Annotated in this window: 11 protein-coding genes; 8 read left to right on the forward strand and 3 right to left on the reverse strand. The window is 63.5% G+C overall.

Annotated features, from left to right (window positions below; genetic code table 11):
• Positions 1-140: 140 nt before the first annotated feature.
• The 8 genes from VM621_RS14600 (at position 141) to VM621_RS14635 (ending at position 7,806) form a co-directional block, all read left to right on the forward strand.
• Positions 141-419 carry a hypothetical protein gene (locus VM621_RS14600; protein ID WP_325469686.1) on the forward strand — a complete coding sequence of 93 codons (279 nt, stop codon included), beginning with the start codon at positions 141-143 and terminating at the stop codon, positions 417-419.
• Between the two features lie 61 nt (positions 420-480).
• Positions 481-765, forward strand: coding sequence for a hypothetical protein (locus tag VM621_RS14605; RefSeq protein ID WP_325469687.1), 285 nt, complete (start codon positions 481-483; stop codon positions 763-765).
• A gap of 24 nt (positions 766-789) precedes the next feature.
• Entirely contained in the window at positions 790-2,055 is a 1,266-nt protein-coding gene (locus tag VM621_RS14610) for a hypothetical protein (protein ID WP_325469688.1), read from the forward strand.
• The gene (locus VM621_RS14615; RefSeq protein ID WP_325469689.1) at positions 2,052-2,927 is read left to right on the forward strand and encodes a hypothetical protein; all 876 of its coding nucleotides are present in this window, start codon (positions 2,052-2,054) and stop codon (positions 2,925-2,927) included. The genes VM621_RS14610 and VM621_RS14615 overlap by 4 nt, the downstream gene beginning before the upstream one ends.
• A 125-nt stretch (positions 2,928-3,052) precedes the next feature.
• On the forward strand, positions 3,053-3,757 hold the full coding sequence (locus tag VM621_RS14620) for a class I SAM-dependent methyltransferase (RefSeq protein WP_325469690.1): 705 nt from the start codon (positions 3,053-3,055) through the stop codon (positions 3,755-3,757).
• Positions 3,758-3,904: 147 nt separating this feature from the next.
• Complete coding sequence (locus tag VM621_RS14625; RefSeq protein ID WP_325469691.1) at positions 3,905-5,230, forward strand: ABC transporter permease; 1,326 nt, start codon at positions 3,905-3,907, stop codon at positions 5,228-5,230.
• A 3-nt stretch (positions 5,231-5,233) separates the two neighbouring features.
• Positions 5,234-6,466, forward strand: a complete 1,233-nt coding sequence (locus VM621_RS14630) for an ABC transporter permease (RefSeq protein WP_325469692.1) — start codon at positions 5,234-5,236, stop codon at positions 6,464-6,466.
• A gap of 80 nt (positions 6,467-6,546) precedes the next feature.
• The gene (locus VM621_RS14635) at positions 6,547-7,806 is read left to right on the forward strand and encodes a delta-60 repeat domain-containing protein (RefSeq protein ID WP_325469693.1); all 1,260 of its coding nucleotides are present in this window, start codon (positions 6,547-6,549) and stop codon (positions 7,804-7,806) included.
• A 118-nt stretch (positions 7,807-7,924) separates the two neighbouring features.
• Here VM621_RS14635 and VM621_RS14640 read toward each other — a convergent pair whose 3' ends face one another.
• From VM621_RS14640 to VM621_RS14650, 3 genes are all read right to left on the reverse strand, one after another.
• The gene (locus tag VM621_RS14640) at positions 7,925-9,604 is read right to left on the reverse strand and encodes a ShlB/FhaC/HecB family hemolysin secretion/activation protein (protein ID WP_325469694.1); all 1,680 of its coding nucleotides are present in this window, start codon (positions 9,602-9,604) and stop codon (positions 7,925-7,927) included.
• A gap of 32 nt (positions 9,605-9,636) precedes the next feature.
• Positions 9,637-18,399: a YDG domain-containing protein gene (locus VM621_RS14645; RefSeq protein WP_325469695.1), complete on the reverse strand. Its 8,763-nt coding sequence runs from the start codon at positions 18,397-18,399 to the stop codon at positions 9,637-9,639.
• A gap of 294 nt (positions 18,400-18,693) precedes the next feature.
• Positions 18,694-22,197 (reverse strand): ATP-binding protein, encoded by a 3,504-nt coding sequence (locus VM621_RS14650; RefSeq protein ID WP_325469696.1) that lies wholly within the window; start codon positions 22,195-22,197, stop codon positions 18,694-18,696.
• Positions 22,198-22,219 lie beyond the last annotated feature (22 nt).

Genomic DNA, 22,219 nt, shown 5'->3' on the forward strand with positions numbered 1-22,219 from the left:
AACGATACGCAATAGCGGCAGAAATCTTTGCAACAGCTGGTTCGACGAACACATCGATCATTGCCACGTTTATGTTTCGTGACGGGCGTGAATGGTTCGCGCCCTTTAATCGCAGTAAGAGACATAGGAAGGTTCAAGCGATGAACGGAAATAACAAGGTTGGTAAGGCTCTTTCGCTTCTCACGCTGGTGGTCGCAGGCTCCGCCGGTACGGCCATGGCCCATGAAGCGCCGGTGACGGCCTCGCATGCTGCCTCCGCTCTGGAGCAGGCAACGGATGTCCAGTTCGCCCAGGCAACACAGGGCATCGAGAGCGACTTCCTGGCAATCCGCTCCGATGACGACACGCTCGTGGAGCACCACCATCACGACGTCGTGAACCCGTCGTCCTTCATTCAGGGATCGACCTTCAACGTTTGATGCAATGGGTCGCGGGCCGTGCCCGCGACCCAACTGTCACGATCGACATAGGAGATGCTTCGTGAGTCATACAACAAAGAAAGTCCGCCGCTCCCTCTCCCTGCTCACTTTCCTTATAGCAAGCGGCGCGGCCACGCACGCCTCGGCTACTCGTTCCTCCGAGGACGTACCGAAGCCCGCTGAGCCTGGTCTGGACATCCTTGCCGATGTTCTTGCCGCATCCGACAACGGGTCATCCGTCGAACTTGCGGTTCGCCACGACGATGACGATACCCTGACCGAGCACCACCATGTCGGCGTGCGCGCTGACGGCATGGAAGTCGCCGCTTCGAAGTTCATCGTCTGAGTCGCACAAGGAGAGTAGCCGACCATGTCCACCGCCGTTGATCACCTGCAACTCTTACCCGACGCCGAGCCAGACCTTTCTGTGCTGGGCAGCGTGACCCGGGTCTCCGACGATGCGTTCGAGATCATGGAATCCATCCTTTGGGGACGCCTCAAGGCGATGCGCAATCGCATGCAGCGCCTGCTCTCCCAAAGCCGGGGGAATGCCATTCTCACCGCCGCCGCCGATGTCTATAACGGTCTATCGCCCGTTCACCGCGCACGGGTCCTGGTCAGCTCCGAGTTCTGTGAGTGCTATTCGATGATCCATGTCGATCCGCGCTTCGCCGCTGCGCATGCCCGCTCTTCCGATGACGACCAAGTCTTGTTCCAGATCCGTCTCTACGACATCGTTTCTCGGGAAAAGGCATTAGCCGATCTCGAGGCGGGAAACGTAGGCGCCTATCTGCGGCAGATGAAGACGGATCGCGTCTACTCGCCTCTCGGCGACAAGGTCGCCGTGCGCGGAGACTTCGGACACTGGGAGGTGCAGCGGGCACCGTCCATCGGCGAGGTCGTCACCGTCGATTTCGACAGCCCCGTCGCCAGGAACTATGAAGCCAGAAGCGGCATCCTCAGCCAACGGTGTCTGGACTTCACACCGGAAGAAAAAGAGGTTGTGGTCGAAAAGCTGCAGACGGCGCTGGAGCAGATCGATGCGGTGGAGCCCGCCTACGGCTTCCTGATCAGAAATTTCGTCCGTCGCATCATCGTCCGCAAATCTATCGAGAGCCTCGACGGCCCTGAAGAGTTCGACCGCGTCTTCGGCTCCGAGCACGTCCCTCGGCAACCGGGGTCCTTCCGAATGCTAAATACGCACCTGCCCGACATGACTGCCGACGCGTGCATGGAGAGCATCATGCACGAGAGCACACACAACTTCCTCGCCGCATGGGAACTGGCAAACGGTCCCTTCGTCATGCACAACCAGAAGGACCGGCCAGTGTCGCCCTGGTCCGGGAATGGCATACCGAACTCGTCGTTCATCCATGCAGCTTTCATCTACTTCATCTGCCATCGCATGTACGTCCGTCACATGGCGTCGGTCGACCCAAGTGAGTCGTCCAGGTTGGCTTACCTCCAAAAACGCCTGGCAAAGTTCGTTGCTGGCTATCTGATCCCCCACCACGTCTGCGACCAACTCGTTCTACCCTCACCCCTCCCCGATGCGTTACGCGAGATCATCGGGTCGTTTCAGCAAGAAATCAAAGCAACCTACACCAAGCGCGCCGCCGAGGAAGGGACTCCATGAACCATCGTATTGTCATGCTCTACAGCGGCCAGGAAGACCCCTTGATGACTGCCGCCCGTCAGGCGGCGAACACGACGGTCGACTTCGTGCACATCGACGACCTCTTACCGTTCCTCGATCGTGAGGAATGGCCGGCTTGGCTTTCTGCTAACTTCCCAGACGAGATCGGCCGCCGCTTTCGGGACGCAGTCGTCATAAACCGGATATTCTCGACGACAGGAACGCGAACAGAAGACACCCTTCGGGGTTGGGGCCGTGATGAGCGCTGGCTGCACATTCGCCTCGACGACCTCCTTCGGAAGGCGGCCTGGCGTGCCCATGATGTCGGCGTTCGCGGTGTTTCGCATTGTCTCTTGCCGCTGAACACGCAATGGTTTCGAGTCGCCCAGTACGATCCCACGATCGCGACTCCTGCGTTCTCTTACGCCGTCGGTTACGAGGAGCCTGATCTTGCGGGACTGGCCGACCCGATGCAGAAGTCCGTCTGGTCCCTCTTCGACTGGAAGGAAGAGCACCACATACTCCCCGCTGAGCGCATGAGGCATCGCTTCTTCGTCGAAGCGCCCAAGGGCTTGCCCCTTTTCGGTCATTTCTACGGTGAATCGGTCCATACGACGTTCCCCCGTGATCGAGCCGATTTCTCCTCCGACCAAGTCAACCGCATCGCCAAAGCGTGCCGCATTCAGTTTCAAAGCGACGTGGGTGAATTCCTGTCTTATGTCGAAGGTGACGGAACCCTCCGCTTCCACGCTTTCTCGCCCTATATGCTCTCAGCCGCCACGGATACGTCCTTCCATGACCACGTAAGTGCGTGGTTGACTAGCCTGGCAACGCTGAAGTCGCTTACCCAAGACGCGACGATGGCAGCCTGATGACTACCACGGCGATTCATCACCGGAGCGAAACGGACGCTCGCTGGAGTATCAGAGACCGAATCGATTACCTTCTTGCGCTGCGAGAGGATCTGGGGCGAGTCCATGGGAGTGAGGAGATCTGCATGCTCCTTTACTCGATCGTTCGACGCGAGCGCCCTTCGGTCGTTGTCGAACTGGGGACGGGCATGGGCGTAACGTCGGCGTGGATCGCCGCGGCCATGCGGGAGAACGGACACGGCACGCTTTACACGTACGATAATGGGGCGCACTACGCCCGGCCGAAGGTACGGGAGTTCCTCCAGGAGATGCCTTCGCCGCTGCACGGTCTGGCAGCGATCGCGGAGGACGGATCCTATCCGGAGTTCCTTGCCAAACTGTTTGCCGATGCCGGCGTCGAAGACCATGTTCGCTTCACGCAAGGAGATATGAACATGGAAACCGTTCGCAAGGATCTTCAGGGAAGGACTGTCGACATCGTCTTCTCCGACTTCGACCATGCTGCGCCGATGGTCCAGCGAGTGATTTCCGCATTCTTGCCCTTGCTGAGTGACACGGCCTCCATTTTCATCGACAGCGCTTCCACGCACTTGCCGGCCTATCATGCACTGGAGTTGCTCACAGCCAAGTTGAACCAGGGTCGGTTACCCAAAGGCATGGCGGAAATCCTCGATGAGGAGGACGAATCGAGGGCGCGCGCCCTGGTTTCTCGAAGCGAATTCCGGCTCATGCATCTTATCGAAGCGGCGGATCGGAAGCAGAACAGTACTGCCTGGCTCCGAATGGAACCCAGTGATATGGTTCCTTCCCTGACCACTTTTTTTCATTGATCCAGTGTCCGCGGACGGGAGCCGCCGGACGTCCGCGGACACCGCATATTTACCGACAAGTACCCAGACACGACCCTGGCATAAGGCATGTTCATGGCACGCAAATTGCCTGCTCCTTTCAGGGGATAAGGAGAGGAGCTTCAATCCATGGAGAACATCGCTGCGATGCTGGCCTATTACCTACGCGTGGGCTGGATAAGCCTGCGCCAGAGCACGGTCCTATCCATCTTGATGGTCGTCGCTATAGGGCTAGGGATCGGCGCCAGCATGACCATGATCACGGTGGTCCATGTGCTTGGTGGAGATCCGGCGCCGGGGCGGAGCGGTCGACTTTTTTACGTGACACTCGATCCGACCCCCGAGGCGTACAAGAGTCCGACGGAGGGGCCCTACATCTCCGACAACCTGACATGGCGCGATGCCCAGTCGCTTCTTCACGCAGCCCGCGCGCCGCGCCAGGCGGCCATGGCAGGTGGTTCCGGCATCCTGCGCGCCGATGGCAACCCTACGCCCTACAACGAAGACGGTCGATATACGACCGCCGACGCGTTCGCCATGTTCGGCATCTCGTTCGTCGATGGTCATGGCTGGTCAAAGGATGACGACGACGCACGCGCCCGGGTCATCGTCCTGTCTCAGGACCTCGCCTACCGCCTCTTTGGCGACGCGCGTCCTGTCGGCAAGCAGGTGCGCTTCGGCGAAACGATGCTGACCGTTGTCGGCGTATCCCGTCCATTCGCGCCCTACCCTCTTTTCTACGCCGACACCTCCGCGAAGCTGTTCGGGCACCCGGATGCGTTCTTCGTCCCGCTATCGACCGCCGTGCAGCTCCAACTGGATACGAACGCCCATTTCGCAACATGGGACCGGCAGCAGCCGTCGGATAAACTCTCGAGCGATCGGTCTACCTGGCTGCAATTCTGGGTCGAGCTTCCCAATGCGGCCGATGTTGGTGCGTACCGTCGCTTTCTCGATGACTATTACGATCAGCAACGGCAGCTTCATCGCTTCGAACGCACCCATGGCGCAAAGCTGTACGGCCTCATGGAGTGGCTGGACCATCAGCGCTTGATTCCTACCGACGTGAATTTGCAACTCGGCCTTTCGATTGCGTTCCTGACCGTATGTATGGTCAACATCGTCGCCCTGCTCCTGGCCAAGTTTCTTCGCAAGCAAAACGAAGTCAGTATCCGCAGGGCACTGGGAGCCAGGAAGGCGGAGATCTTCCTCCAGTTCTCCGTCGAAGCGGCGATGATTGGACTCCTTGGCGGTCTTCTTGGCATAGCCATCGCGCAGCTCGGCCTTTGGAACGTACGCAGGAGGCCGGACGACTACGCGGCGCTGGTGCACATGGATGTCTCGATGCTTCTGCTGTCGTGCGTCTTGGCGGTGGCCATCAGCGCACTCGCAGGCCTCGTGCCGGCGTGGCGCGCGAGCCAGACCGCGCCGGCTCTGCACTTGAAGGTGAACTGAAGAATGATGATTCCGGTCAAAGACATCCTGGCGACGCTCCGCCATCACCGCCTCACAGTGACCATGATCGTCCTTCAGGTAGCGCTGACATGCATCGTCGTCAGCAACGCCGCCTCTATTATCGGTCACCGCCTCGATCAAATGGGTATCCCCAGCGGCCTGGCCGAAGACGAGCTGGTCGTGCTCAGCAGCACATCCATCGACAAGAGCGAGAACCATCAAACGCGGCATGCTGAGGACCTTGCGGCGCTGCGCGAGATCCCCGGCGTGACGTCTGTCGCGGCGCTGAACAGCGTGCCCCTCGGCACCTCCGATGAAACCTACGCCGTCTGCCCCACCTTGGAGGCGCTGCAACGCGCCATCGCAGCAGGCTCTCTCCAAGGTAGCGAGTGCCTGCTCGCGAGCCGCTACGACACCACCCCTGGTGCCCTGCAGACGCTGGGCCTGAAACTTACCGCTGGACAGGACTTCCCTTCCGACAGCTACTCGGTGAACCAGGCCTCTCAGGCGATCATTACCACCTCGCTTGCCCAACGGGTGTTCCATGGTACCAATCCCATCGGGAAGACCATGTACCAAGGGGATCACATGGTCACGGTCATGGGGACGGTAGACCACTTGCTCCGCCCACGCCTGGAGGCCGGAGGCCAGAACGAACTTAGCATGCTGTTTCCGGTGCTGCCCGACAGCAGCCGAATCACATACGTGCTCCGCACGCAGCCACAGGCGAGACATGCCGTACTCACCAGTGCCGTCGCCAAGCTGCGAGAACGCTCACCAAGTCGACTCATCAAGCCCAGTGACGTCCGAACTTATGAGACCTTGCGCGATGAGTACTTCAGGCACGACGAGACCATGGTGACCGAGCTGGGAAGCGCCGGGCTCGCGTTGCTCTGCGTGACGGCCGTCGGCATTGCTGGTCTGGCGAGTTTCTGGGTGCAACAGCGCCGTAAGACCATCGGCGTCCGGCGAGCCTTGGGAGCTACGCGGGCCGACATCCTTCGCTACTTCCAGATTGAAAATCTGCTCATCGTAGGGGGTGGACTGATAATTGGCACGATTCTGTCCGCCGTCGTTGGAACCTATCTCACCGCGGATTTCGCGCAGCCCACGCTGTCGGTCGCTCAGCTCTTGGGGACAGCGATCGGCATTGCCGTCCTAGGCCAACTGGCAGTGCTTGGGCCCGCTCTGAAAGCTGCCGCAGTGCCACCCATCGTCGCGTCCCGCGGACGATAGAGAAGAGCTTCTCTCAAGATCCGCTTCCGCCTTCCTGGTCGACAGATCGATTCAACCGCATTCAACAGGGAGAACACGCCGTGATCAGCAACACGACGAAGATATCGTTTGGCATAGCCGTCAGTGCAATGGGCGCACTTGCAACGCCCGCACAGGCCGCGTCGCTGGACGCCACGTTCGGTTCGGCAGGCACCACGTCCACCGCGTTCGGCAGCTACGGTGCCGCAGCCCGGGTGGTTATCCAGCCAGACGGACGGATTGTCGCCGCTGGCCAGGACGGCCTGGGCGACTTTGCTTTGGCGCGTTATACGACCGGTGGCGCGCTTGACACGAGCTTCAACGGCACCGGCAAGGTCACCACCACGCCGTCGGGCAGCTGCTCGGGACAGGCACGCGCGCTTGCACTGCAGACCGATGGCAAGATCGTCGTTGCAGGCACCTCGTGCCCGAACTTCACGTCCACCCGAAACTTCACCATTTACCGCTACAACACGGATGGTTCGCTGGACACCACCTTTGGCAGCTCGGGCAAGGCGACCGTCAATTTCTACGCGGGGGCTTCGGAAGCCTACGCCGTGGCCGTACAGGGCAGCTCCATCTGGGTGGCCGGCTATGCCGGCTCCAGCTTTGCACTGGCGCGCCTTACCGGCAGCGGGACACTGGATTACAGCTTCGGCAGCGGTTCCGGCACCGTCACCTCAGCGGTTGGCACCGGCTCCGCCTTCGCCAACAGCCTGGTCATCCAAGCAGATGGTAAACCCGTGCTAGCCGGCTACGCGTCGAGCGTCGGCACCGTATTCGCGTTGACGCGCTACACCACGAATGGCGCGCTGGACACCACGTTCGGTGCCGGCGGCAAAGTTCTGACCAATGTGGGTGGGACCTTCAACGGCAACTCCGCCATCGCCACTTCGCTGGCGATTCAAGGTGACGGCAAGATCGTCGCCGCCGGCTACGCGAACAGCGTGAGCTCCGGCTACTACCGATTTGCTGCCGTTCGTTACACAAGCACCGGCGCGCTGGACAGCAGCTTTGGATCCGGCACCGGAAAGGTCATTACCGCCATCGGCACCGGCGACGCGATTGGCAACGATGTGGCCATCGACGCCAACGGAGGAATCGTTGTCGGCGGCTACTCCAAAGCGGGAAGCTACCGCCAGCTGACCTTGAATCGCTACGATCAGTCCGGCAATCAGGACTACAGCTTTGGACCCGTTGTCACCGCCGTCGGCGGCGCGAATGCCGCTGTTCAAGGGCTTGCCACACAAGGCGACGGCAAAATCGTCGTCGCGGGCTATGGCAACTCGCCTGCGACCTTTGTCGTTGCGCGCTATCAATAAGCTGTAGCTCGAAAACGCCATTCTCGACGGCAGCATCGGCAAAGTCCCCTCTCGCGCGCCGCGGGAGGGGGATGGCGTTTCGACCGACTTGCCCTGCGCAACCGCAGCCCGCCAGACCTTAAAACCCCTTCTGCACCTGCACCCAGGCGCGGACATCGTGCGTATCGCCAAGGATCGCCGGTCGGGCACCCACCGGATGGGCAACGTCCGCGCTGACGACCCACTGGTCGTCACCTTGCCAACGCAGGCCCAAGCCCACGTCCTGCATGTGGGCACTGTTGGTGCCCGGCGCGAAGCGATCCTTGTAGAGACTCACCCGCCCCGCGTCGGCAAACGCAAGCGCGATGAAGCTGCCGGGCAAGCCCACGTGCAGGCTACGGCGAAATTCGAAGTTGACCATCTGTCCCTGGCTTCCGGCCAGTACGCCCGTGTCATACCCACGAACATTGTTCGCACCGCCGAGATAAAACTGTTCCGCCGTGTCGACGTTCTTGTTCGACCACTGCCCCTGGAACCCGAGGTACAGCGCGTTATTGTCCGAGATCTGCTGAAGGCGCGCCGCGGAAAGCGTGTATTTCAGATAATGGCCTTTTGTCTGCGCGCTGATCGCATCGACGAACTCGGCGAACGCATCGTTGAACCCGAGCAAGCCATAGGTGGCGGCCAGGCTGAAGTTGGTCACGCCGCGCGCATCGCGCTGGTCGCCGGCAAGCGTCGCCGTCCAACCATAGGTGTGGCGCAGCGTGCGAATGCCGACGACATCGATCGAATCGTTCAGGTGACGGCGGTCGTAACCGAGCTGGCCGTACAGATTCCCGTCGGTAGAACGGATGAACGGATGACTGACGAACACACTCGCCACCTGCGCCGTACCGTGGGCGTCGAGAACGCGCAGGTCACCCTTGAGCTTGTAGTCGAGCGACGAGACCGACGCTCCGACCACCGTGCCTTCGCCATTCACCAGGTAACGGTAGCCCAGGCGCCCGTAGTTCATGTTCGAGCCGGCGGTAAGCGCCGTAGCGTCCAGCACGTCGCCCTGATGGAACAAGCCATTGACATTGAAGGTGCCCGTCATGCGCGAGCGACCGGTGTAGCGATTGCCATAGTCGTCGAGCGCGACCGTGCCGGTGTAACGGGGCCGATCGTCAGTCCGAACGGCAAGGTCCGATGTGCCCGGCTCGGCCCCTGGGCCGAGTACCGATGTCTCCGACACGCCCGGAATGTCACCCAGCAGCAGCAGGCTGCGATCGAAGCCATGCGCGGAGACCGGCATGCCCTCCTTGAGCGGTGCCAGCGTAGCCTGCAGCGGACCGTCGTGCGTCGCACTGTGGTTCTCGAGCGTGACTTTACCCAGTCGTGCTTCCTGCACGGCAATGCGGACCGTGCCACCGCTCAGTGTTTGCGCCGGCACATAAGCGACCGTCAACGGGTAACCCTTTGCCCGATAAGCCGCCGTAATGCGAGCGGCAAGGGCGTTGAGCTGGCTCAGGGTGATGTCACTGTTCTCGCCCGAGGCGACCAGGGCGTGCAGATCGTCGACCGGCAACAACGTGGCGCCCGTGATCTCGATGCGCGTGACATGGAAGGGCGCGCTGTCGCCCTGCGCCGTCGGCACTTCCGGCGTGACGGTCAGAGCCGTGTCGTCGGAGCGCTGAGGCGCAGGGGTTGCCGGGACCTGGCGAAGCAAATCGCCCGCCTGTGGCGCGCGCACCTGAGCGGCTGCGCCCGAAGCCATGGCCAGCAGGATGCATGCACCCAGGACATTCGCGGTGCGCTTGGGAAATTGAACCATGGTCATCGGTAAGCCGTTTCCAATTCGAAGAGGGTTATTCACTGCATCACATCCGCAGGCAGCCGCACGCCGCCGCTGACGACCTGCAGCGAAAGGCCGGAATTGAAGTCCGAGCGCTGCGCGTTCTTTTCCACAGGCTGGCGGGTCTTCTTGTGGTTACCGGTGTAATCGCCGACCGTGATATTCGAGGCGACGCCGTACGGCGTGGCTAGCGAATCGGGTCCGAGCAGGGCCTGAATCTGGGTCAGTGCACTCGACGAGCCGCCTTGCGAGGCGTTCTGGGTGATGTTGGCCGTCGTGGTCGGGTTCCAACTGAGGATATAGTTGCCCGCATCGTCACCGCCCAGCATGCCGGTCACGTTCACCGTTTTCCCGTTGCCCACGTTTCTGTCGGAGAAAGCACCGACCGTGGACAAGGACACGCTGTCGCCTGCCAGCACGCCGCTCAGAACACCTTGGGTGGTGGCGCTGGTGTTTCCGTCGTAGGCCTTGTCGTTAGCCGTGATGCCCGCATGGATACCAAGTGGCGTGATGGTCGCCACGTCGTGTCCACCGACGAGCGTGTAGTTGCCGGCGAGCGAGCTGCCATTGTCGTTGAGCGCCAGCGAACCAAGGCCCGCAAGTGCGCGATCCGTGGCCACGTTCTTACTGGCGAGCACGCCTTGACCGGACAGGAGCAGACTTTCGCCCGCGATGCCTGCAATGACCCCGGCATGGCTGAACATGTCCGCACCTGCCACGGTGCTGCCGTCGTAGATGCGCGTGCCGGAAAGGTCGAGCACCACCTTTTCGATTGTCGCCGTCGTGGTCGTGTTGGTGGTCAGGGTGTAGTTGCCAGCGTCCGCGCCGGTCAGCTGGCCGGCTACGTTCACCGTCTTGCCCGACCCTGCATTCTTGTCGGCGAAGCTGCCCTGGGTGGTTACACCCAGATGGTCTCCGGCAAGCACGCCAGTGAGGCTGCCCTGGGTCTGCGCCGTGGTGGTGCCGTCGTAGGTCTTGTCGCTGGCGACGATGCTGCCACCGATGGCCAGCGGCGTGATGTTGCCCGTCGTCAAGGCTGTCGTGTTGAACGCGTAGTTGCCGGCGTCCGCACCAGAAGCGGTGATGCCATTGACCGTGATGGTCTTCCCATTGGCGACATTCTTGTCGCTGTAGTTTGCCGAGCCACCCGCGAAGGCAATCTGGTCGCCGCCGATGATGCCGGTCGCACCAAGGCCCGCTACAGCCAGGGAACCGCCGTCATAGACTTTGTTGGACCCGGTGGCATCGACCACGATCTGCTTTGGCGTAATGGTCAGGTCGTGCGTGCCGCCGACCAGGGTGTAGTTGCTGCCGAGCGCAGCTCCGTTGGCGGTGAGAGCCAGCGTGCCGGTCGAGGTCAGGGCCTTGTCGGTACCGACGTTCTTGTCCCCGACCGAGCCATCGCCACTCAGGTCGAGCGTGTCGCCATGGATACCCGCGACCACCCCATGGTTACCAAAATCACCGGCCGAAGCGACCGTCGAGCCGTCGTACTGGCGCTCGCCGTGCAGGTTGATGATGTAAGGCGTGATGTTCGCGAGCGTGGTCGCTACCGTGTTGTAGACATAGTTTCCGGCATCGGCGCCCGCTGCCGTAATGCCGCTGACCGTGACGGTCTTGCCATTGGCCGCGTTCGCATCGGAGAACAAGGACGAAGCGCCGCTGAAGCTCACATCGTCGCCGCCGATAAGACCGGTCTGCGACAGGACCGTCGTCGCCGTGGCATTGCCGTCGTACATCTTGTCGGCCGCGCTCGTGCCGACCACGATGGTCGCCGGGGTGATGTTCGCGGTCGTGGTTGTATTGCTGGTGACGACATAGTTGCCGGCATCGGCCCCGCCGACGACACCGGAGACATTGACCGTCTTGCCAGTGCCGACATTCTTGTCGAGGAAGCTGCCCGTGGTCGAGGTGTAATCGACGACATCGCCGCCGAGCACGCCCGACAGGCTGCCGTGCGTCGCTGCCCCAGTCGTGCGGTCGTAGACGCGGTCGTCGGCCACGATGCTCCCGCTGATGGCCAGCGGCGTGATGTTGCCAGTGGTCGCGGCCGAGGTATTGAACGTGTAGTTGCCCGCGTCTGCGCCGCTGGCCGTGATGCCGGTGACCGAAATGACCTTACCGTTGCCGACATTCTTGTCGCCAAAGGTGGCAGCGCCGGACGCAAAGTTCACCGTGTCGCCGGAAATCAGGCCGCCGGATGCCAGCGTGGCCGTTGCCGCCGTGGTGGCGTCATACACCTTGTTGCCACCGGTGGCATCGACCGTCACCGCGAGCGGGGTGATCGTAAAGGCGTCGGTGCCCCCCAGCAGCGCGTAGTTGCCGGCACTCGATCCACCCGTGCCGGTGAGCGCCAGCGTGTCGAGGTCGAAATCGCCCGTACCGTCCGCGGCCCGGTGGTAGGTGGCCACATTCTTGGATGCGCTCTTGCCCGCACCGGTGAGGATCAGCGTTTCGCCATTGACGCCGGCGACGACGCCGTTCGTCCCAAAGAGGCTCGCACTGGCCGTCGTCGTGCCGTTGTATACGCGCGTCCCGGTCAGGTTGATGATGAAGGGCGTGATGTTCGCGGTGGTGGTGGCGCTGGTGTTCGCCAGCGTGTAGTTCCCCGCATCGACACCGCCGGCCGTGATCCCATCCACGCTCACGGCCTTGCCGGTTCCCACATCCTTGGTATTGAACACATTGCTCGTGGCGCTGAAAGTCACCTGGTCGGTGCCCACCAGATCCTGGCTCGACAGCGTCGCCCCCGATGCCGCCGTGCCGTCGTAGACCTTGTCGACCCCATTGGCGTCCACATGGATGAGCTTCGAGGTGATGTCCGCGAACACGTTGGCCGGCTGCACGAGGGTGTAGTTGCCCGCGTCGGTTCCGGCGATGCCCATGGCCGTGGCGACCGACTTGTTCGTACCGACATTCTTGTCGCTGAACGTGCCTACATCGGCGTTCGTCAGGTCGACGGTGTCGGAACCGAGCACGCCAGTGAGCGTGGCATTGTGCAAGGCGGCGATGGTGTTCGCGTCATAGACCTTGCTGTCAGCCGTGGTGTTGATCACGTTGAGGATCGCCGGCGTGATCGTGTAGGTATCGGTGCCGCCGCTCAGCGTGTAGTTGCTGGCGAGGCCGCCCGCGCCATCGGCGAGGGTGAGCGAGCCCAGTGCGAAGTTGCCGCCGGTGTAGCTCCCGACATTCTTGCTCGCCGTGTTGCCCGTGCCCGAGAGGGAGAGGCTCTCACCCGACACCAGGTTGCCCAGGGTCAGACCGGGGCTGAAGATCGAGGTCGACCTGTCGTAGACCCGCGTGCCGCTCAGGTTGACGACGCGCGGCGTGATGTTTGCCAACGCAGTCGCGGTCGTGGTCGAGAGCACGTAGTTGGCTGCGTCGGCGCCGCCCTTGGTGATGTTGCTCACCGTGACGGTGCGTCCGTTGGCCACGTCCTTGCCGTCGAACTGCGGCGTCGTGGACTCGCCGAAGTTGACCGTGTCGCCCGCGAGGACGCCCGAGGACGAGACCGTCGCCGTGGCGTTGGTGGTGCCATCGTATTGCCGGCTGTCGGCCGAGGCCGTGGGAGTGATGGTCAGCGGCGTGATGGTCGCCGTGAGCCCCGTGGGCTGGACGAGAATATAGTTGCCGCTGTCGCCGCCGCTCACGGTCATCGACGTGCCAACGGACTTGCCGACACCGGCATTCTTGTTGGCGAATGTCCCGGTCGTGGCGTTGCCCAGCGTCACATCGTCCGAGCCCAACCGACCCACGAGCGTCGAACCCGAGAGCTGCGCCACGTTGGAGCGGTCATAGGTCTTGTCGGCAGCGACCGTGCCGGCCACCGTCAAGGTGGCCGGGGTAATGGTCACCCAATCGATGCCGCCGGCCAGCGTGTAGTTCGTAGCGGTGCCGCTGTTGTCGCCCAGCGCCAACGTGCCGAAGTTGGCGAAGCTTCGCTGACTGCCTACGTTCTTGGTCGACAGGACGCCGCTGCCGGTCAGCGTCAGACGCTCACCGTTCACGCCGGCAATCGTGCCGCCACTGGTGAACAGGGTGGCATCGGCACCGGTGGTCGCGTCATAGACGCGCTGGCTCATCAGGTTGATGATGAAGGGCGTGATCGTGCCGAGTGCGCCGGTCGCACCGGTCGGCAGGTCATAGTTGGCGAGGTTGGTCCCCGAGAGGGCGACAAAGTCCGACACCGAGAGTGTCGAGGTCAGACCGCGGTTGCTGCCAGCGTCGACATTGTTGTACTTCGCGGTGGACGACTGCGGGATGGTGGCCCCCTGGCCGCTCACGAAGCCCGAAAGCGTGTAATCACCTGCGGTCAGCGTCACCGAGTCCGAGCCGTCGTACGGTTTGGTCGGATCGCCCGTAATGGACGCGGTGACCGCACGCCTGGAGATATTGGCGGTAAGGCCGCTGACCTGGTTGACGCGGTAGTTGCCCGCGGCGCTGCCTGCCAATCCGAAGCCCGACGTCGTTACATCGAGGTTGTTGGCTGCATTGGCCGAGCGCACGCTGCCGGTCGCGCCCGAGGTATCGAGCGTCACGTTCCCGTTATCGGCACTGAAAATCCCAGCCAACGACGCCGTACCCGTGCTTAGGGCAATGCCGGTGTTGCCGTCGTACACCTTATCGATGGCCGACACACCGTTGATGCTCAGCGTGAACGGGCTGATGGTCGCGGTCAGGCCAGTCAGCGGCATGAGCGTGTAGTTGCCGGCTTCGCTGCCCGAGATGGAGAAGCCATTGGCTGTGACGGCTTTGCCGACGCCGGCATTGGCATCCGCAAAGGTACCCGTCGTGCCCGCCGTGAGGGCCACTTTCGCCGCGTCGTTCGAATCGGCGCCAACCAGCCCCACCAGGGAGGCACCACCGCTATTGAGCGCAGCCAGGGTCGTCGCGTTGTAATCGCGACTCTGGGCGGACACCCCAACGATGTAGAGCGGCGCGGCGGTGATCGTGCCCGGACCGGTCGCGACCGTCGGCAAGATGTAGTTCGACAGCAGCGTCTGGCTGTTTGGCAGGTAGGAGGACACCGCCATGTTTGCCGTAATGGTCTTGTTGCTGCCGACGTTCTTGGTGTCGAAAGAAATCGACGATGACGGCACGATATCCGCGCCTTCGCCGGCCACAAACCCGAGAAGCGCGTAGTTCTGGGGCGTGAGCGTCACATATTGCGTGCCGTCGTACACCTTCGAGGGGTTGCCCACGATCGACGCCGTCAGCAGCGCTTGCTGAATTTCGCCCGTGCCGTAGGCCACCGTCGGCAAGGTGTAGTTGCCAAGGTTGGTGCCCGCGTTGGCGTCGAAGTTCGCACTGGTAAGCGATGCGGAGACGGCCTGCTTGCCGACATTCTTCGAGGCGAAGATGCCGACGGTCTGGTTGACCGAAGCGCCCTCGCCCGCCGCAAAGCCGGAGAGGATGAAGTTCGCCGGCGTGAGCGTCGCGATGGTCGTGCCGTCATAGACGCGCGTCGGACCGTTGATGCCCGCCGTGATGTATCCAGCCAGCGGCGCCGGCGTGATGGTCCCGATGCCGGTCATCACCGTCGGCAGCACGTAGTTCGACAGAACGGTGCCGTTGGTCGCGGCGAAGTCGGCAACACTCAGGTTGGCCGTCACATTCCGCTGGCCGACATTCGCGGTGTCGTAGGTGCCGTGGGTCTGAGTGACCGTGGCACCCTCCCCACTGAGGAAGCCGAAGATCTGGAAGTTGTCGTTCGTCAGCGTCGCATCGGTAGTGCCGTCATAGACCTTGGTGGGATTGCCCACCAGCGACCAGGTCAGCACGGCCTTGGCAATCGTGCCGTTGCCGGTAATGGAGGTCGGGAAGGTGTAGTTGGAAAGCTCCGCACCGTTGCCCAGGCTGAAATCCGACGGCTCGAGCAAGGCCGTGACCAGCTGCGTGCCCGCGTCTTTGCTCGCGTAGGTGGCGCCGGCGCTCTGCACGACAGTGCCCGTCTCACCGCCTTGGAAGCCGTTGATGGTCACGTCGCCCGAACCGATGTTGGCCGTCCTGGTCCCGTTATACGTGCGGGTGGGGTTACCCGTGATGGATATCGACAAGGGCGCGGGCGTGATGTTCGCGGACAAGCCCGTAGGCTGAGACAGGGTGTAGTTGCCCGTGCCGGTGCCGGCCAGCGTGAATCCGGACGCGTTGACGCCAATACCATTGCCCACGTTCTTCGAGGCAAAGGCACCGGTCGCGCCCGCTGTGAGCAGCGAGATATTGGCGGTGTCGGTGCTGTTCACCAGGCCATTGAGCGCGAGGTTCGTGTAGGCGAGCGAGGCATTCAGCGTCGCGTCGTAGACCTTGCTCACGGCCGACACACCGCTGATGGTCAGCGCCTTCGGCGTGATGGAGCCGGTGATGTCGGAGGGAAGGACCAGGTCGTAGTTGGCGGCCTTGCTGCCGACAAGCTGGAACCCCGTGGCGGTGACCGACTTGTTGTTACCCACATTCGCGTCGGCGAACTGGCCCACGCCGTTGCTGCTGTCGAGCGTGGCGTTGGCCGCGTCCCCCGCGATAACGCCGAAGATCGAGACGCGACTCTTGTCCAGGTTATCCGTGGTGGTGCCGTCGTAGACCTTGTCGCTGCCAAGCAGGCCGGACAGCTGCACCTTGGCCTTGTCGATCGTGCCTGCGCCCGTCGCCGTGGTCGGCAGAACATAGTTGGAAAGCCTGGTGCCGTTCGCCGCGGTGAAGTTGGACGGCAGGAAACCGATGTTCACCGTGCGCGCGCCGGCGTCGGCGGAGTCGTAAGCGACACTGTTTGGCTGGCTGAAGGTGATGCTCTCGCCCGCGACGAGCCCTGTGGTCAGGTAGTTGGCGCTGCTCAGGGTGGCGGTGGTCGTCCCGTTGTAGGTCTTGGTCGGGTTGTTGATGACCGAGACACTGAGCTGGCGAGGGTCGATGACACCGATGTTCGCGGAGGCGCCACCACCGCTGATCGTGTATCCGTAGACGGGGACGAGCCCGCTCGCGTCGGTGAAGGTGTAGCCGGCCACGTTGCCCGACGCCGTCACCTGGATGCCGCTGGCGGCGTCCTTGCTGCCATACGTGCCGGTCGCGGTGGCGATACGGTCGCCGTTCGCCAGGGTGGCGTTGACGTTGGCTCCCGTCAGACTTGCCGTGGCCGTACCGTCGTAGGTCTTTTCAACGGTGCCGCTGAGGCCCGAGATCGTCGCGTTCGCCGTCTGCTTGTAGAGGAAGCCGCTACCTGCACCCAGCGGTGTCGCCCCCGCTGCCGCGTTGTACTGGATGAACTGCGGGGTAAGGCCGCCGGTGACATCGGCCGCGCGGCTCGCGGAATAGACCAGCCACTTGCCCGAGGCGGAACTGAGCGCATTCCCGCCCGCATTGTTGATGAAGGCATTGGCGGCGGTGAGGGTCACGCCTGCCCCGCCGGCCACCGTGCCGCCTGCGGCGAGCGTGATGTTGCCGTTGCTGCCAGTGGCACCTTGGGCGGTGAGCACCACGCGGCCGGCGCCGGAAATGGGCGCGTTGACGTTGATCGCGCGGTACGCGGTCAGCGTCAGCGTGCTGTTCGGGTTGGTCCAGCTGATGGCCGCGTTGACGTTGATATCGCCGACGCCGCCGGGATTTTGCACGCCCGCGCCGGAAGCGCCGCCCGCCGAGGTCGATTCGGTGACGTTGGTGCCGCTATTGAGCGAGTTCGAGATCGTAGTGGCGGCCGCCGTGTCGATGGTCAGGTCGTACGGATCGACCAGCCAGGTGCCCGCCTTGCCATGGGCTGCGCTGGCGTCGATCGCCGCGCTGCCGATATGGGCGAACGCGCCCGAGGTCTCGATGGTGCCGCCGTTTCCACCATGGGGCGCACTCGCATCGAGCGTGCCTTCGACGTTCACATGGCCGGCCGTCATGCCGCCCAGCAAGACGATTTCGCCGTTGTGGTTCTGCACCGTCTGCGCCCGGACAACGCCGGTGTTGTTCACGGTGCTGGCCAGCAGCGAATCGGCCGCGCCCGCGGTCATGAGAACCCGCCCGCCGTCGGCCTGGACCAATTGGCGGTTTTCGACCAGGTTATCGAGCGTGCTGCGGTCGACCTGCAGATGGAGCAGCTGGCTGCCCTCGAAGGTAAGCGTCACGGCACTGCCGCCGCCCATCGCCACCGTGCCCAACTGCGCACTGATGGTGCCCTGGTTGGAAACCGTATTGCCCAGCAAGGCGACGTAGCCGCCACTCGCAGCACGAATCACGCCCTTGTTGACGACACTGCCCTTGCCGTCGCCACTGAACGTGCGTGAGGTTGCGTCCAGCGAGCTGTCCGCGGTGTCGAGCGTCGAGGCGACGAGGCCGCCGACATTCACCTGCGAGCCCTGACCGAACAGCACGCCATTGGGGTTGATCAGCCAGACCTGGCCATTGGCGTTCAGGTGCCCGTAGATCTCCGAGGCGCTGTTGCCGAGGATGCGATTGACCGCGATGGCGTCACGGCCCGGCTGCACGAAGTCGACTGTCTCGTTCGTGCCGATGTCGAATGTCTGCCAGTTCAGCGACAGGTGCTGGCTGGCCTGGTTGATCGTCGTCGTCGCGCCATGCTGGTTGATCGCGCCGCTGCCCGAAACGATCTGCCCCCCGGTCTGACCCGCATGAGCAACGCCCGCACTACCGATCGCCAGGGCCACCGCCAACGCCATGGTCGCCACGCGTGGCGCGCTTGCCGACGCGTTGACCCCGACGCCCGGACGGCGGCTGCGGGCAAGTTCGCTGGCCGCGACCCACTGGGAGGTAGCGGCGTTCCAGCACAGGCGATAGATACGATTCATTGTTGCGAGGCCCCGATTTGATGCAGTCGATTGCGCGCACGCGAGACGATTCGCAACACGCACCTCGCCGCCGCTCGGTGCGTCGTCAGGTCAGCGTCACGCTCGCGTGCAAGTGGCCGCATCGATCGGTCGCAATAATGCGAACTGCGTCACAGCGGCGGGGCGATTCTAGGAAGAGCGGCGCGACGTGATAAGGCCGCCGAACGGGAACTTCTGTCATGCCGGGCATGACAAGTTCCGCTCGATCAAAAGGACGACGGGCAGCTTCCGTCAGGACGCGAGAGCGGCCAAGGGTCAGGCGGGATCAACGCCTTTTGCGTAAGGGGACGCCAACGTCTCGCTTTCCTGTGGCACCGGATGGAGGTAGCCCTCCGGGCGCTCGGTGAGCCGGGCAACATGCGCCATCACTTCGGCCGCGTCGGAGGGCTTCAGAAGCACCTCCACGCCGGGAGCGCGCCACTGGGGGACAGTGGCAGGCGGTACAGCCGTGAACACCAGCAGCGACGCATCCGGTGCGAGGCGACGCAGGCGTGCGATGACCGCCCCCTCATCCTCGTCCGGCCACCGATGTTCGGCGATAACAAGGATCGGCGGCTCGGCTCCAAGGTCGTCGGGCTCGCCGGCCGATCCCACGGCGACCGACTGAAACCCGTAACCGTCGAGCAAATCGCACAGCACGGCGCTACGCGCCGCATCGGGCTCGGCTACCACCACCCTCCTGCCGTGCCCCTCCACTTCTACCGTGTATCGACCCGTGGCAAGGTCGGGCTCCATGTCGTGCTCCTGGGCCAGGGGCACCTCGATCTCGAATGAAAAACGACTTCCCCTTCCCTCCGGACCACTCCCTGCTTCAAGCCGGGATCCCATGCGAGCCAGGAGTTGCGCAACGATGGCGAGGCCTAGTCCGCTCCCAGGGGCATCGTCGATGTTCGTGCCGCGAACGAAGGGCTCCACAAGGGTCTCGGCGCCCGACTCTCCCAAACCGATGCCCGTGTCCTCGACGGCAAAGCTCAGGCGACACGATGTGCCGGCTTCGTTGATTCGGCCGCCGACGGTAAAGACGATCTGCCCGTCTCGGGTGTACTTCGCAGCATTGCCCAGCAGGTTCGAAAGCACCTGGCGTAAGCGCCGAAAGTCGAGTTCGACAACGGCCGGAAGCTCCGAATCGATGCGCACCTGCAGCCGGTTATGGTTGGACTGGACAAGGAGCACGTCCTCGTCCGCCACCTCATGGAGGAAGCGGTGGAGGTAGCCAGGGGCCGGTTCCAGTTGGACGTCCGTCAACTCGCCCCGCGAAAACGCCAGGACTTCGTCGATCAGTTCCATCAGCAGGCGTGCGTGGCGCTCGATCTTCTGCGGATGGTCGACCTCCGCTCCGGCCCCGCGCCACTGGCGGGCCACATTCACGATGGCCGAGAGCGGCGCGCGCAGATCGTGCCCGATGTGAGCGAGCAAACGGCGCCGAGCCTGAAGGAGCGTACGCAGTTCCGCGGTGCGCTCGACCACGATGCCTTCCAGCCGCCGGGCATGCGCGATGAGCAAGTGGGTCCGCCAGCGCCATGCGCCCACCACCAGGCCCACGATCGCCAGGGCGAGGGCGATGAAGGCGCCCGGTGTCATCCACCATGGCGCCTGGATGGTGACCTCGAACGAGGCGATGCTCGAGTTCGCACGCCGGTTTTCGTCCACCACCTGAACTTCAAAACGGTAATGGCCCCAGGGAAGCGACGCGTAGCGGACCTCTCGCTGGCTGGTGTCGACCCAGTCGCGGTCCAGCGGCTTGAGGCGGTAGCGAAAGTGCACCGGATGCCCTGCACTGTTGCCCGAAACGCCAAAGGCGACGTTCAAGGGGGCGCCGCTTTCGTAAGGCAGTGCTTCCGACGCCACGGCACGGGCCCCATAGCGAGCCGGAAAAAGCCGCGGGGTCATCGTTCGGGGCGCAAGCAGGTCAGCGGGCTTGAGTATGTGGGTCAGCCCGACGGGCGTCCCGATCCACACCGAGCCGTCTGTATCGGCGAAGAACGCGCCGTGGTTGGTTTCATCCCACAACAGGCCATCCCGGCTGGATAGGCGTGTCCACACCCCACCCGCAAGGACGTCCACGCCTTTACCGCCGCCGGCCCAGACACGGCCCTGGCCATCGGCGCGCAGAAAATAGAATCGCGTCGCCGCCAGAAGCGGGTCGTCGACAGGCTCCATGGTGAGGGTGTCCAGATCGCCGGCACGCCCGGAGAGGAGTCCCGGCTGCAATGCGCTGAGCCAGAGGCGCCCGTCGGGGGTTGCCGCAACGTTTTCGTAGCCTCCGAGCGATTCGTTCGGAAGGACGCGAACGCGCGCCCATCCGCTGTCGTTGTGGCGATACAAGCCAGAGTTGCAGGCGAGCCATAAACGCCCGGCGTTGTCCTGCGCCAGGTCGGAACACATCGTTGAGGGAATCAGGTCCGGAGCCACGTGCGCGACGGATCCGGAGGCAGGGTCGAGCTCATAGAGCCCACCCATCGTATAGATCCAGAGCCGGCCGGCCCGGTCCCTGTGTGCGCCGCGGATGAGATAAGGCAGTTCGGCGACCTGGGTCGTGCGGTGGGTTTCGGGTTCGTAACGGACCACCCGCCCATCGAACAGGAAGTACCAGATGGATCCGGCGGTATCCGTGACCACGGCGTGCGCCTGGAAGGGCGGAGGCAGGCTGATGGGCCATCGGTGCGCGCGCCCTTCGGACGGCACGATGATTTCCCCGCCGCTTTCGCCAGCCACCCAGATCGAGTCGGTACCTGCCCGGGTAATGGACCAGATGAGGCTGTCGTTGAGCCCCTGGTTGGCGGTCCAGTTTTCGACGGCGCTGGCGTTGCTCCAATAAAGCACGCCCCGGCCATACGTTCCCGCCCACACGGCCCCATCGTGATCGGCGATCAGGGCGGAAACCCCCACGCCGGGCAGCCCGTTGAGCGTGTCCAGCAGCTCCCAACGGGTGCCGTCCCAGCGCGCGATGCCCGTGTCCGAGCGCGTGAGGATTCGCCCCTCCCGATCTTGGGCAAGATCGATGCTGGTGGCCGCCACCTCGCCATGCGTCCCCGGCATGTTGTGCGGGACGAACACGTCACCGTCAGCGGCGAGCGTGAGGACCGTGCGCAACCCGCGCGCCCATACCGTGCCGTCGCGGGCGACCAGAAACCCGACCCATCTATCGGCGGGAACGCCCTGGGCAGTACCAAATCGGGTCAGGGCGCCCTTGCTCAGGCGACACACCGCCTCGTCGCACCCGAACCAGACCTCGCCGCGATGCTGGAAGACAGCGGCGACCTGGGTCGCTCCGGTGCCACTCGCCTCCCCTTCCGGCCATGGGGCCGCCGTCCACTGGCCGGGCGCCTGCTGCTTCAGGCGAAACAGATGATGCCCGCTGACCACCAGCATGCCGCCCTGCCCGTCCGGTGCCAGGGTCTGGCCGCGGTCGGCGAGCATGGTCCGGCCGTCCGGCCGCACCCAGGAAAACTGCCCATCATCGTTCTGCGACTGAAGGCCCGCTCTCGATCCCGCCCAGACATGCCCGTTGTCGTCCTCGGCCAGGCTCACCACTTCCGAGGTCTGGAAGCCGTCCTTTGCGAGCATCGGATTGAACCCAATGCCGTCGAAGCGATAGAGGCCCTGCTCCGTTCCCGCCCAGACAAAATGACGTCGGTCTTCCAGAAGGCGAACCACGGACAGGCTCGACAGACCCGTGTTCTGATCGTAGATCACCAGCGGCAGCTGGACATGCGGGGACGGCGCGGCCGCAACGGCCTGCATGCCATAGGCGAGCATGCACAGCGCGCACGCCGCCCGT

Source organism: Luteibacter sp., assembly GCF_035539195.1.
Lineage (GTDB): Bacteria > Pseudomonadota > Gammaproteobacteria > Xanthomonadales > Rhodanobacteraceae > Luteibacter.

Coding starts and splice junctions, on each gene's coding strand:
- VM621_RS14620 (WP_325469690.1), top strand. CDS start 3,053: ATGCTCCTTTACTCGATCGTTCGACGCGAGCGCCCTTCGGTCGTTGTC.
- VM621_RS14610 (WP_325469688.1), top strand. CDS start 790: ATGTCCACCGCCGTTGATCACCTGCAACTCTTACCCGACGCCGAGCCA.
- VM621_RS14615 (WP_325469689.1), top strand. CDS start 2,052: ATGAACCATCGTATTGTCATGCTCTACAGCGGCCAGGAAGACCCCTTG.
- VM621_RS14625 (WP_325469691.1), top strand. CDS start 3,905: ATGGAGAACATCGCTGCGATGCTGGCCTATTACCTACGCGTGGGCTGG.
- VM621_RS14630 (WP_325469692.1), top strand. CDS start 5,234: ATGATGATTCCGGTCAAAGACATCCTGGCGACGCTCCGCCATCACCGC.
- VM621_RS14600 (WP_325469686.1), top strand. CDS start 141: ATGAACGGAAATAACAAGGTTGGTAAGGCTCTTTCGCTTCTCACGCTG.
- VM621_RS14645 (WP_325469695.1), bottom strand. CDS start 18,399: ATGAATCGTATCTATCGCCTGTGCTGGAACGCCGCTACCTCCCAGTGG.
- VM621_RS14650 (WP_325469696.1), bottom strand. CDS start 22,197: ATGCTCGCCTATGGCATGCAGGCCGTTGCGGCCGCGCCGTCCCCGCAT.
- VM621_RS14640 (WP_325469694.1), bottom strand. CDS start 9,604: ATGACCATGGTTCAATTTCCCAAGCGCACCGCGAATGTCCTGGGTGCA.